Source organism: Leclercia sp. LTM14 (assembly GCF_023736175.1).
GTDB classification, from domain to species: Bacteria; Pseudomonadota; Gammaproteobacteria; order Enterobacterales; family Enterobacteriaceae; genus Enterobacter; species Enterobacter barmai.
The window spans coordinates 149055-162042 of the sequence record NZ_JAIKTT010000011.1 but is presented as its reverse complement, the minus strand read 5'-3'; the positions used below and the strand labels follow the sequence as shown (position 1 = coordinate 162042).

Below are 12988 nucleotides of genomic sequence, written 5' to 3'. Positions count from 1 at the left end.
CCCTGTGGGAGAGGGTCGGGGTGAGGGCATCAGACCGCACGATGCCCCACAAGCTTACGCCTCGATCACTTCATACGAATGGGTAATTTTGACCGCTTTTTCCAGCATCAGCGCCACGGAGCAGTACTTCTCCGCAGAGAGATCCACCGCGCGGGAGACCGCAGCGTCTTTCAGCTCTTTGCCGGTCACCACGAAGTGAAGATTGATATGGGTAAACAGGCGCGGCGCTTCATCCCGGCGTTCTGAGGTCAGCTTTACTTCGCAGTCAGTCACGTCGTGACGGCCTTTTTGCAGAATCGATACCACGTCGATTGCGCTGCATCCACCCGCCGCCATCAGAACCACTTCCATCGGACTTGGCGCTTTGTCACCGGAGTTGCCATCCATCAGTATCTGGTGGCCCGAGGCAGACTCACCGAGAAAGGTTAACCCTTCAACCCATTTCACACGTGCTTGCATTTTTATTAACTCCAGGATTGCATTTTTCCTGTCAGATTACGCGCCAGTAACAATTCTGGCAACGGAAGTCGACCTGCATCAAGCTGAAGCGAGACACCAGGAGACACGCGGCAAAACCTATGCTAAAACAGTCGAGATGCTACAGTAATACATTGACGTTACACATGTATGCAGAGGACATCACACATTACAGGCTGCTAATTATTGTGACAGCCGCTCCCCAGGCAGGGGGAAGAATTCGATTGCAACCCCCAGAGTACAGGTACACAGCCAGACTCTGGAGACAGCTTATAACAGAGGATAACAGCGCATGGTGCTTGGCAAACCGCAAACAGACCCGACTCTCGAATGGTTCTTGTCTCATTGCCATATTCATAAGTACCCATCGAAGAGCACGCTGATTCACCAGGGTGAAAAAGCGGAAACGTTGTATTACATCGTCAAAGGCTCAGTAGCAGTGCTGATCAAAGATGAAGAAGGCAAAGAGATGATCCTCTCTTACCTGAATCAGGGAGACTTTATCGGTGAACTGGGCCTGTTTGAAGAAGGTCAGGAGCGTAGCGCCTGGGTCCGTGCGAAAACCGCGTGTGAAGTGGCTGAGATCTCTTATAAGAAATTCCGCCAGCTGATCCAGGTTAACCCGGATATCCTGATGCGCCTCTCTTCGCAGATGGCTCGCCGTCTGCAGGTCACTTCCGAGAAAGTGGGCAACCTCGCCTTCCTGGACGTGACGGGCCGTATCGCTCAGACTCTGCTGAACCTGGCGAAACAGCCAGACGCCATGACCCACCCGGACGGTATGCAAATTAAAATCACCCGTCAGGAAATTGGTCAGATCGTCGGATGTTCTCGTGAGACGGTGGGTCGTATTCTGAAAATGCTGGAAGATCAGAACCTGATTTCCGCCCACGGTAAAACCATCGTGGTTTACGGAACACGTTAATTCCACTCAGACGGCGTGGCATCGCACGATGACACGCCGTTTTTGTCTCTCTCACCCATGTGGCGCAGGCTCATCTATCACCCGGAAGTTAACTACGCACTGCGGCAAACCCTGGTGTTGTGTCTCCCTGTGGCTGTGGGTTTAGTTCTCGGTTATCTGCAATACGGTCTGCTGTTCTCCCTCGTCCCCGCCTGCTGCAACATTGCTGGCCTCGACACGCCTCATAAACGCTTTTTTAAACGCCTGATTATTGGCGGCTCGCTGTTTGCCGGCTGTAGCCTGGCCGTGCAGCTGTTGCTGGCGCGCGATATTCCGCTGCCCCTCATTCTGACGGTGCTGGCGATGACGTTAGGGGTCACGGCAGAGATCAGCGCCCTGCATGCACGCCTGCTGCCCGCCTCGCTGATTGCCGCCATCTTTACCCTGAGCCTGGCGGGAAATATGCCGATCTGGGCGCCGCTGCTCATCTACGCGCTGGGCACCCTGTGGTACGGGCTGTTCAACTGGTTCTGGTTCTGGATGTGGCGCGAGCAGCCGCTGCGTGAATCCCTGAGCGTGCTCTACCGCCAGCTGGCCGATTACTGCGAAGCCAAATACACCCTGCTGACCCAGCATACCGACCCTGAAAAATCGTTACCGCCGCTGCTGGCCCGCCAGCAGAAGGTGGTCGACCTGATTAGCCAGTGTTATCAGCAGTTGCACATGCTTGCCGCGAACAAAAATCATGAATACAAGCGGCTGCTGCGTACCTTCCAGGTGGGTCTGGATCTGCAGGAGCACATCTCCGTCAGCCTGCATCATCCGAAGGAGGTGCAAACGCTGGTGGAGCGCAGCCACGCCGAAGCGGTGATCCGCTGGAACGCCCTGACCGTCGCCGCCCGTCTGCGCGTGCTGGCGGATGACATTCTCTATCATCGCTATCCCACCCGCTTCAACATGGACAAGCAGCTTGGCGCGCTGGAAAAAATCGCCCGCCAGCACCCGGATAACCCGGTGGGCCAGTTCTGCGCATGGCACTTCAGCCGTATTGCCCGCGTGCTCCGCACCCAGCGTCCGCTCTATCCGCGCGATCTGATGGCGGACAAGCAGAAGCGCCTGCCGCTGATCCCCGCCCTGAGAAGCTATCTGTCGCTTAAATCTGCCGCTCTGCGTAACGCGGCCCGCATCAGCGTGATGCTGAGTATCGCCAGCCTGATGGGCATGGCGCTGCATCTGCCTAAGCCTTACTGGATCTTAATGACCGTCCTGCTGGTGACGCAAAACGGCTACAGCGCCACGCGGGTACGCATTCTCCACCGGGCGGCCGGTACCCTGGCGGGGCTGGTTATTGCCGGCGTTACCCTGCACTTCCACGTTCCGGAAGGCTACACCCTGGCGGGGATGCTGATGGTCACCCTGGTAAGTTATTTGTTCATTCGTAAGAACTACGGCTGGGCGACGGTGGGCTTCACGGTGACCGCCGTGTACACCCTTCAGCTGATCACGCTGAACGGGGAGCAGTTTATTATCGCCCGACTGGCCGACACCCTGATTGGCTGTTTAATCGCTTTCGGCGGGATGGTATGGCTGTGGCCGCAATGGCAAAGCGGGCTGCTGCGCCAGAACGCCCACGACGCGCTGGAGGCCGATCAGGAGGCCATCCGCCTGATCCTCAGCGACGATCCGCAACCCACACCGCTGGCGTGGCAGCGCATGAAGGTTAACCAGGCGCACAACGCGCTGTTCAACTCCCTGAATCAGGCGATGCAGGAGCCGGGCTTCAATTCAGCCTATCTGGCGGATATGCGGCTGTGGATGACGCACAGCCAGTTTATCGTCGAACATATCAATGCGATGACGACGCTGGCGCGGGAGCATACGATGCTGACGCCCGATCTGGCGCAGCGGTATCTGCAGTCGTGTGAAATTGCGCTTCAGCGCTGTCAGCAGCGTCTGGAGTATGACGCGCCGGGGGAGAGCGGAGACAGTAATATTCTGGAAGCGCCAGAGACCCTGACGCACGGCCCCATGAGCACGCTGGAACAGCATCTGCAGCGCATTCTGGGGCACCTGAACACCATGCACACCATTTCGTCGGTGGCGTGGCGCCAGCGCCCGCATCACGGTATCTGGTTGATCCGGCGGCTGAAACGCACGCCGTATTAATTGCCGGGTGGCGCTGCGCTTACCCGGCCTACAAATCCGTAGGCCCGTGCAAGCGCAGCGCCGCCGGGCAACACAACTACGCCTGAACCACCCGCTTCACCGCGTTCGCAAAGCGGTTCATCCCTTCGTCGATATCCGCGCTTTCCACCAGCAGCGACGGCGCAAAGCGCATCACGTCAGGTCCGGCGTTGAGCACCATCGCCCCTTCGCTGGCGGCGGCATAGAGGAAATCACGCGCCCGCCCTTTGTACTGCGGCTTCAGCTCGGCGCCAATCAGCAGCCCCATGCCACGAATATCGCTGAAGACATCGTACTGGGCGTCGATCTGCTGGAGATGCTTCACGAACTGCTCGCGCTTCGTATTGACGCCGCTCAGCACTTCCGGAGTATTGATGATATCGAACGCCGCCCCTGCGACCGCGCACGCCAGCGGGTTGCCGCCGTAGGTGGAGCCGTGAGAGCCCACGTGGAACGCCGAGGCGATATCCTGGGTGGTGAGCACCGCGCTGACCGGGAAACCGCCGCCGAGCGCCTTGGCGCTGGTCAGGATGTCCGGCGTCACGCCGTAGTGCATATAGGCAAACAGATCTCCGGTGCGCCCCATGCCGCTCTGCACTTCATCAAAGACCAGCAGCGCCTGGTGCTGGTCGCACAGATCGCGCAGTCCCTGCAGGAATTCTGGCGTTGCCGCCATCACGCCGCCTTCGCCCTGGATGGGCTCGACAACTACCGCGCAGGTGTGATCGTCCATCACCGCTTTTACCGCATGCAGATCGTTAAACGGCACGTGGATGATGTCGGCCGGTTTCGGGCCAAAGCCGTCGGAATATTTTGGCTGACCGCCCACGGTCACGGTAAACAGCGAACGACCGTGGAACGCGTTATGGAAAGCGATGATTTTGCTTTTAAACGGGCTGTGGCGGGTGGACGCGTAATACCGGGCCAGCTTAAAGGCGGTTTCGTTGGCTTCGGTGCCGGAGTTCATAAACAGCACGCGTTCGGCAAAGGTGGCGTCGATGATTTTGCGACCCAGACGTAACGCGGGTTCGTTGGTAAAGACGTTGCTGGTGTGCCACAGGGTTTCGCCCTGGCTTTTCAGCGCCTCGACCAGCGCCGGGTGACAGTGACCTAACGCCGTCACTGCAATGCCGCCCGCAAAATCAATGTACTCTTTGCCCTGTTGATCCCAGACGCGGCTGCCTTTCCCTTTCACCGGGATAAACTCAGCCGGTGCATAAATTGGCAGAATCACCTCATCGAATGTCGCGCGCGTAATTGCAGATTGTTCAGTTGCCATGTAACCCCACCCTTTTTTAAGCAAAAAGCAGAAGTGAAAATATAATCACGAAATATGCTTAAAAAATCACTTCATGGCAACTAAAAATCAACGATTGAGGAAATTAGCCAGCAGCTGGTGGCCCTGCTCGCTGAGAATGCTTTCCGGGTGGAACTGCACCCCCTCCAGATCCCATTCCCGGTGGCGGATACCCATGATCTCCTGCGTTTCGCTCCAGGCGGTGACCTCAAAGCAGTCGGGTAAGGTAGGCGGATCGATGACCAGGGAGTGGTAGCGGGTGACGGTAAGCGGGTTATTAAGGCCAAGGAACACCCCCGTGCCGGTGTGCGTTACCGGGGAGGTTTTGCCGTGCATTACTTTAGCGGCCCGCACAATGGTGGCACCAAAGACCTGGGCGATAGCCTGATGTCCGAGGCAGACGCCCAGAATCGGCAATTTACCGGCATAGTGGCGGATCACCGCCAGCGAAATGCCGGACTCATCTGGCGTGCAGGGCCCGGGAGAGATCACGATTTTCTGCGGATTGAGCGCCGCGACATCCTCCAGAGAGAGCACGTCATTGCGCCGGACCTCCACCTCCGCCCCCAGTTCGCAAAAATACTGGTACAGGTTCCAGGTGAAGGAATCGTAGTTATCAATCAGCAGAATCATGGCGGCTCCCGAAAAAATGGCCGCCCTATTCTACTCAGTTTCCCGGGCTTCGCTTACCACTTTACTGAAGATTGCGTTCAACGCGCTCAGATCTCCCATCGCCCCGCTCTGGTTGGCCTGCGCCCACGCCTCAGGATCGATATCGCGCCAGTCGAGCTGATAGCCCGCATGGATCGCCAGCTGCTCAAAGAAGATGCGCTGAACAATGCCGTTGCCGATGCGGAACGGATGCAGGACGTTGATTTCGCAATAGTAGTGGCTGAGACGGTTAATGAAGTCCGCTTTCTCAAGCCCGACGAGATACCCCTCCTCTTCCAGATCCTGCATCAGGGCGTTGCCCTCTTTTTCGATGTAGGCGAAGTGGCAGAAGCGGGTATCGCCCTGGTAGATATCCATTTCACGAATATCACCTGCCCAGTCGAAGATATCCTGATAGATATGCTGATGAATGGCGCACAGATGCGGCAGTCCGCGCAGCAGCGGCCCCAGGCCGAGGGTAGCCGCGCGCAGGGCAGTGAGTTCATACGCCGCCTGCGCAAGACGCTCCGCCTGGCGGATGCCCAGCCGGTTACGCATCACATTCAGTCCGGGATAGAGATAGGGATCGCGATCGTTGCCGTATTTATCGCTCATAGTGCCTCCTGAGTTCCTCAAGACGCAGCTGTGCCTCGTCGGCGCTGAGCGTGACTAGCGGACCGTCGACCCCTTCAAGACGGCGACTGGCCTGAAAATTCGCGTTTCGCTGTTGTTCCCAGAGACGGGATTTTTGTTTCTCAGTGAGTTTTTTCACCTGTTACCTCCCTGCTTGTGCCCGTGTTGCCACAAGTATAAGCAGCAAACTGCGGTTTCGCAGGGAGGTAAAGGCAACGCGGGCAAAGACTGCCCGCGCCATCAGAGATTAAGGCAGGACTTTCGCAGAGAGGATAACTACCGGTTTTGTCGGCACATTCTGGTAAGGGCCCACGTCGTGCGTCTGCACCTGAGAAATTTTATCGGCCACATCCATGCCTTTCACAACTTTACCAAATACCGCATAGCCAAAATCACGCTGGCCGTGGTCGAGGAAGGCGTTGTCCGCCACGTTGAGGAAGAACTGGCTGGTGGCGCTGTCTTTATCGGCGGTACGCGCCATCGAAATGGTGCCGCGGCTGTTGCGCAGGCCGTTATCCGCTTCGTTCTTGATGGGCGGGTTCGGCTGCTTCTGCTGCATCTGCTCGTTGAAGCCGCCGCCCTGCAGCATAAAGCCTGGGATCACACGGTGGAAAGTGGTGCCGTTATAGAAACCGCTGTTCACGTAATCGAGGAAGTTTTTCACAGAAATTGGGGCTTTCTGACTGTTCAGTTCCAGCTCAATGTTGCCGGCAGAGGTGGTCAACAGAACGTGCGGGTCTCCTTTCGCTGCCAGCGCAGCAGGAGAGAGGGCTGAGAGAGCAAGTACAGCCGCGACAGCCGCCAGGGTTGATTTGAGCATGAGAATTCCTTAACAAAGCGCAGTAAAGAAAGCGAATGGCTTGATTCTAAAGAGCAGTATGAACCTAGGCCAGCCATTTACCTAATTTTACCAATTTGAAACAGATGTAACCGCCGGGCAAACTCAGGCCAGCGAAGTTAACGTGATTAATATCACTCTTTTCTATGCAATTGATGAATAATTTATCTTAAAAGATTTAATTAGATCACATTCACGATTAAAATCTGGCCGCCCGCAGCGCAGTCAACGCGCTTTACATCTCTATTCACAGGCCAGTCATGACTAACAGCAATCGTATCAAGCTCACATGGATCAGCTTCTTCTCCTACGCCCTCACCGGTGCGTTGGTAATTGTCACCGGGATGGTGATGGGAAATATCGCAGACTATTTCAACCTGCCCGTTTCCAGCATGAGTAACACCTTTACCTTCCTTAACGCCGGGATCCTGATCTCCATTTTCCTCAATGCCTGGCTGATGGAAATCGTCCCGCTGAAAACCCAGCTGCGTTTTGGCTTTGTGCTGATGGTGCTTGCCGTGGCGGGTCTGATGCTCAGCCACAGCATCGCCCTCTTCTCCGCCGCCATGTTTGTGCTGGGTCTGGTCAGCGGGATCACCATGTCCATCGGGACATTCCTCATCACCCACATGTATGAAGGTCGCCAGCGCGGCGCACGTCTGCTGTTCACCGACTCCTTCTTCAGCATGGCCGGGATGATCTTCCCGATGGTGGCCGCCGCGCTGCTGGCCCGCAGCATCGAGTGGTACTGGGTCTATGCCTGCATCGGTGTGGTCTACGTGGCGATCTTTATTCTGACCTTCGGCTGTGACTTCCCGGTTCTGGGCAAAAAAGCGCAGACCACCAGCGAGCCGGTTGTGAAAGAAAAATGGGGTATTGGCGTCCTGTTCCTCTCCGTTGCCGCCCTGTGCTACATCCTGGGCCAGCTGGGCTTTATCTCCTGGGTGCCGGAGTACGCCAAAGGTCTGGGGATGAGCCTGAACGATGCCGGCAAGCTGGTCAGTGACTTCTGGATGTCGTACATGTTCGGCATGTGGGCGTTCAGCTTTATCCTGCGCTTCTTCGATCTGCAGCGCATCCTCACCGTGCTGGCAGGCGCCGCCACCGTGCTGATGTACCTGTTCATCAACGGTTCCCCGGAGCAGATGCCGTGGTTCATTCTGACGCTCGGCTTCTTCTCCAGCGCCATTTACACCTCGATCATCACCCTGGGCTCCCTGCAGACCAAAGTGGCTTCGCCGAAGCTGGTTAACTTCGTGCTGACCTGCGGCACCATCGGCACCATGCTGACCTTCGTGGTTACCGGCCCGATTGTGGCCCACAGCGGCCCGCTGGCGGCGTTACACACCGCGAACGGCCTCTATGCTGTGGTGTTTGTGATGTGTCTGGTGCTGGGCTTTGTGACCCGCCACCGCCAGCACAACGCGGCAGCAGCGGCACACTAACCCTTAAGCCCCTTTGCGCTCGGTAAAGGGGCTGTTTTTAGTAAAGAACACCTCTTCCCCGCCGCTGTCCGTCTGTACCCAGGTCTGCGCCAGCTGGGTCGTCGCAATCACCCTGCCCTGACGAATCGACCAGCGCACCGGCACCTGACAACGCACCGCTTCAAAGCCGCTTTCCGCTGGCAAGATAATTAAGTTTGCCGGGTTCCCCGTTTCGATACCGTAATCGCTCAGCCCAAACGTGCGCGCACTGTTGTGGGTGATGAGGTTGAGTCCGCTATCAATTTGCTGATAGCCCATCATCTGACAGACGTGCAGCCCCATGTGCAGAACCTGCAGCATATTGCCGGTACCCAGCGGATACCAGGGGTCAAACACGTCGTCATGGCCGAAGCAGACGTTAATCCCCGCCTCCAGCAACTCTTTCACCCGGGTAATGCCGCGCCGCTTCGGATAGTCGTCAAAGCGCCCCTGCAGATGGATATTCACCAGCGGATTGGCGACAAAGTTAATCCCGGAGAGCTTCAGCAGACGAAACAGCCGCGAGGTATAAGCCCCGTTATAGGAGTGCATCGCGGTGGTATGGCTGGCGGTAACGCGCGGGCCGATCCCCGCCTCATACGCCAGCGCGGCAACCGTTTCGACAAACCGCGACTGCTCGTCGTCGATCTCATCGCAGTGAATATCCAGCGGACGGTCGTACTTCTTCGCCAGTTCAAAGGCGATATGCAGCGACTGCACGCCATATTCCCGGGTGAACTCAAAGTGCGGGATAGCGCCTACCACGTCAGCCCCCAGCCGTAACGCCTCCTCCAGCAGTGCGGCGCCGTTGGGATAGGAGAGGATCCCCTCCTGCGGGAACGCGACGATTTGCAGGTCGACCCAGGGGGCGACCTCCTGCTTCACCTTCAGCATCGCCTTCAGGGCGGTGAGGGTCGGATCCGAGACATCCACATGGGTGCGCACAAACTGGATGCCGTTGGCGATCTGCCACTTCAGGGTCTTCCAGGCCCGGGCTTTAACATCCTCGTGGCTGAGCAGCGCCTTGCGCTCCGCCCATCTTTCGATGCCCTCAAACAGCGTCCCGGACTGGTTCCAGTTCGGCTCACCCGCGGTCTGGGTGGTATCCAGGTGGATATGCGGCTCGATAAAGGGCGGAATGGCCAGCCCGCCGCGAGCGTTTAACACCTCATAGCTCTCGCTCTGCTTCTCGCCCGTTGGGGTGATTTCGCCAAAACGACCGTTCTCAATAGCCAGTTGCCATAAGCCATCCCGTCCCGGTAAGCGGACGTTCTGGATAAGCCAAAGCGGTGCTGTAGACATCATGTTCTCCCTAAAATGAGGGCTGAAATTCAGGAGTAGCTGAAATTAAAAATTAGCCTCCTATTTTGTACACAAAATCATCGATTACGAAAAGCCTGAGATTTCCAGTACTTATAAAAAACCTGACAAATCAACAAACTACCCACTAATGAGTAGTTGAAGGCGTATTTGATTTGCATCAATAAGCGGCTTTGCTGAATCGTTAAGGTAGGCAGTAATAGAAAAGAAATCGAGGCAAAAATGAGCAAAGTCAGACTCGCTATCATCGGTAACGGCATGGTCGGCCACCGCTTTATTGAGGATCTCCTTGATAAAGCCGATGCTGCCCAGTTCGACATTACCGTGTTCTGTGAAGAACCCCGTAAGGCGTACGACCGCGTGCACCTCTCCTCCTATTTCTCTCACCACACCGCCGAAGAGCTCTCTTTAGTGCGCGAAGGTTTTTACGAGAAACATGGCGTGAAGGTTCTGGTGGGCGAGCGCGCTATCACCATCAACCGTCAGGAAAAAGTGATTCATTCCAGTGCGGGACGCACGGTTTTTTACGACAAGCTGATCATGGCGACTGGCTCATACCCGTGGATCCCGCCGATCAAAGGGTCTGAAACTCAGGATTGCTTCGTCTATCGCACCATTGAAGATCTGAACGCCATTGAATCCTGCGCCCGTCGCAGCAAACGCGGCGCGGTTGTCGGCGGCGGCCTGCTCGGCCTCGAAGCCGCTGGCGCGCTAAAAAACTTAGGTGTTGAAACCCACGTCATCGAATTTGCCCCGATGCTGATGGCAGAGCAGCTCGACCACATGGGTGGCGAGCAGCTGAAACGCAAAATTGAAAGCATGGGTGTGAAAGTTCACACCAGCAAAAATACCAAAGAGATCGTGCAGGAAGGCACCGAGGCGCGTAAAACCATGCGCTTCGCCGACGGCAGCGAGCTGGAAGTCGACTTTATCGTCTTCTCCACCGGTATTCGCCCGCGCGACAAGCTGGCCACCCAGTGCGGTCTGGCCGTTGCCCAGCGCGGCGGGATCATGATCAACTCCACCTGCCAGACCTCCGATCCGGATATCTACGCCATCGGTGAATGCGCCAGCTGGGAAAATCACGTCTACGGTCTGGTTGCCCCGGGCTACAAGATGGCGCAGGTGACTGCCGACCATATCCTCGGCAATGAAAACGCCTTCACCGGCGCGGACATGAGCGCCAAGCTGAAGCTGCTGGGCGTGGACGTAGGCGGTATCGGCGATGCGCACGGTCGCACGCCGAACTCCCGCAGCTACGTCTACCTCGACGAAAGCAAAGAAGTTTATAAACGTCTTATCGTCAGCCCGGATAACAAAACCCTGCTCGGCGCGGTGCTGGTGGGTGATACCAGCGATTTCGGCAACCTGCTGCAGCTGGTGCTGAACGCCATTGAGCTGCCGGAGAATCCGGACGCGCTGATCCTGCCAGCCCACGCGGCCAGCGGCAAGCCGTCCATCGGGGTTGATAAGCTGCCGGACAGCGCGCAGATTTGCTCCTGCTTCGACGTCACTAAAGGCATGCTGGTTGCCGCCATCAACAAAGGCTGCCACACCGTTGCGGCGCTGAAAGCTGAAACCAAAGCCGGTACCGGCTGCGGCGGCTGTATCCCGCTGGTGACCCAGGTGCTGAACGCCGAGCTGGCGAAACAGGGCATCGAAGTCAACAACAACCTGTGCGAGCACTTCGCTTACTCTCGCCAGGAGCTGTACCACCTGATCCGCGTTGAAGGCATCAAATCTTTCGACGAGCTGCTGCAAAAACACGGCCAGGGCTATGGCTGTGAAGTCTGTAAACCGACCGTCGGTTCTCTGCTGGCCTCGTGCTGGAATGAGTACGTGCTCAAGCCGCAGCACACCCCGCTGCAGGACACCAACGACAACTTCCTGGCGAACATTCAGAAAGACGGTACCTACTCCGTCATTCCACGTTCTGCCGGCGGTGAAATCACCCCGGAAGGGCTGGTGGCTGTCGGTCGCATCGCACGCGAGTTTAACCTCTACACCAAAATCACCGGCTCCCAGCGTATCGGTCTGTTCGGTGCGCAGAAAGACGACCTGCCGGAAATCTGGCGTCAGCTGATTGAAGCGGGCTTCGAAACCGGTCACGCCTATGCCAAAGCGCTGCGCATGGCGAAAACCTGCGTTGGCAGCACCTGGTGCCGCTACGGCGTAGGCGACAGCGTCGGCTTCGGCGTCGAACTGGAAAACCGCTACAAAGGCATCCGCACTCCGCACAAAATGAAGTTCGGCGTCTCTGGCTGTACCCGTGAATGTGCTGAAGCGCAGGGTAAAGACGTGGGGATCATCGCCACTGAGAAAGGCTGGAACCTGTATGTCTGTGGTAACGGCGGGATGAAACCGCGTCACGCGGACCTGCTGGCGGCGGATATCGACCGTGAAACGCTGATTAAGTACCTCGACCGCTTCATGATGTTCTACATCCGTACCGCGGACAAACTGACCCGTACCGCGCCGTGGCTGGATAACCTGGAAGGCGGCATTGACTACCTGAAGTCCGTTATCATCGACGACAAGCTGGGCCTGAACGCGACGCTGGAAGAAGAGATGGCTCGCCTGCGCGATGCCGTGATTTGCGAATGGACCGAAACCGTCAACACCCCGTCGGCGCAGGTTCGCTTCAAACACTTTATCAACAGCAACCAGCGCGACCCGAGCGTGCAGGTCGTGCCTGAGCGCGAACAGCATCGTCCGGCGACGCCGTATGAACGCATTCCGGTGACTCTGGTGGAGGAAAACGCATGAGCCAGTGGGTAAACATCTGCAAAATCGACGAGATTCTGCCAGCCACCGGCGTGTGTGCGCTGTTGGGTCATGAGCAGGTTGCCATTTTCCGTCCACGTCACGACGAACAGGTTTTTGCCATCAGCAATATCGACCCGTTCTTTGAGGCCAGCGTGCTTTCCCGCGGGATCATCGCGGAACATCAGGGCGAGCTATGGGTTGCCAGCCCGCTGAAAAAGCAGCGTTTCCGCCTGAGCGACGGCCACTGCATGGAAGATGAGAGCCACTCCGTGAAGCACTATGACGTCCGCGTCAAAGACGGCAAGGTGCAGCTGAGAGGCTGATTGATACGGGGGCGCAATGCCCCCGCTTTTAAATGTTCTCCCGTTCGGGAGCTTTTCAACTTTTTACACGAAATCATTTGTGCTGCATCGCGGCGGCAACTGAACGAATCCCCAGGAGCATAGTTCACTATG

Annotated in this window: 12 protein-coding genes; 5 read left to right on the top strand and 7 right to left on the bottom strand. The window is 57.0% G+C overall.

Annotated elements, in window-relative coordinates; translation table 11 throughout:
- Positions 1 to 54: 54 nt before the first annotated feature.
- Entirely contained in the window at positions 55 to 459 is a 405-nt protein-coding gene (locus tag K5I40_RS19850; protein WP_039031539.1) for an OsmC family protein, read from the bottom strand.
- A 310-nt stretch (positions 460 to 769) separates the two neighbouring features.
- Here K5I40_RS19850 and crp point away from each other — a divergent pair, with 310 nt between their 5' ends.
- Positions 770 to 1402, top strand: coding sequence for a cAMP-activated global transcriptional regulator CRP (crp, locus tag K5I40_RS19845; RefSeq protein ID WP_000242758.1), 633 nt, complete (start codon positions 770 to 772; stop codon positions 1400 to 1402).
- Positions 1403 to 1459: 57 nt separating this feature from the next.
- On the top strand, positions 1460 to 3547 hold the full coding sequence (locus K5I40_RS19840; RefSeq protein ID WP_223075739.1) for a YccS/YhfK family putative transporter: 2088 nt from the start codon (positions 1460 to 1462) through the stop codon (positions 3545 to 3547).
- A gap of 76 nt (positions 3548 to 3623) precedes the next feature.
- On the opposite strand, the gene K5I40_RS19835 is transcribed toward K5I40_RS19840, so the two are convergent.
- From K5I40_RS19835 to ppiA, 5 genes are all read right to left on the bottom strand, one after another.
- Positions 3624 to 4844 carry an aspartate aminotransferase family protein gene (locus tag K5I40_RS19835; protein ID WP_039031537.1) on the bottom strand — a complete coding sequence of 407 codons (1221 nt, stop codon included), beginning with the start codon at positions 4842 to 4844 and terminating at the stop codon, positions 3624 to 3626.
- Between the two features lie 87 nt (positions 4845 to 4931).
- The gene (gene pabA, locus K5I40_RS19830; RefSeq protein ID WP_139563737.1) at positions 4932 to 5495 is read right to left on the bottom strand and encodes an aminodeoxychorismate synthase component 2; all 564 of its coding nucleotides are present in this window, start codon (positions 5493 to 5495) and stop codon (positions 4932 to 4934) included.
- Between the two features lie 30 nt (positions 5496 to 5525).
- Positions 5526 to 6128, bottom strand: a complete 603-nt coding sequence (locus K5I40_RS19825; protein ID WP_039031535.1) for a putative adenosine monophosphate-protein transferase Fic — start codon at positions 6126 to 6128, stop codon at positions 5526 to 5528.
- Entirely contained in the window at positions 6118 to 6285 is a 168-nt protein-coding gene (locus tag K5I40_RS19820) for a YhfG family protein (RefSeq protein WP_223075717.1), read from the bottom strand. The genes K5I40_RS19825 and K5I40_RS19820 overlap by 11 nt, the downstream gene beginning before the upstream one ends.
- A 108-nt stretch (positions 6286 to 6393) precedes the next feature.
- Positions 6394 to 6966 (bottom strand): peptidylprolyl isomerase A, encoded by a 573-nt coding sequence (gene ppiA, locus K5I40_RS19815; RefSeq protein ID WP_039031534.1) that lies wholly within the window; start codon positions 6964 to 6966, stop codon positions 6394 to 6396.
- Positions 6967 to 7244: 278 nt separating this feature from the next.
- Here ppiA and tsgA point away from each other — a divergent pair, with 278 nt between their 5' ends.
- Positions 7245 to 8429 carry an MFS transporter TsgA gene (gene tsgA / locus K5I40_RS19810; RefSeq protein ID WP_039031533.1) on the top strand — a complete coding sequence of 395 codons (1185 nt, stop codon included), beginning with the start codon at positions 7245 to 7247 and terminating at the stop codon, positions 8427 to 8429.
- 3 nt (positions 8430 to 8432) lie between these two features.
- Here the strand turns inward: tsgA and K5I40_RS19805 are convergent, their stop codons facing one another.
- Positions 8433 to 9749 (bottom strand): cytosine deaminase, encoded by a 1317-nt coding sequence (locus tag K5I40_RS19805; RefSeq protein ID WP_223075718.1) that lies wholly within the window; start codon positions 9747 to 9749, stop codon positions 8433 to 8435.
- A gap of 240 nt (positions 9750 to 9989) precedes the next feature.
- Between K5I40_RS19805 and nirB the strand changes: the two genes are divergently transcribed.
- Entirely contained in the window at positions 9990 to 12533 is a 2544-nt protein-coding gene (gene nirB, locus K5I40_RS19800) for a nitrite reductase large subunit NirB (protein WP_223075719.1), read from the top strand.
- Entirely contained in the window at positions 12530 to 12856 is a 327-nt protein-coding gene (gene nirD, locus K5I40_RS19795; RefSeq protein WP_039031530.1) for a nitrite reductase small subunit NirD, read from the top strand. Before nirB ends, nirD begins: the two co-directional genes overlap by 4 nt.
- Positions 12857 to 12988 lie beyond the last annotated feature (132 nt).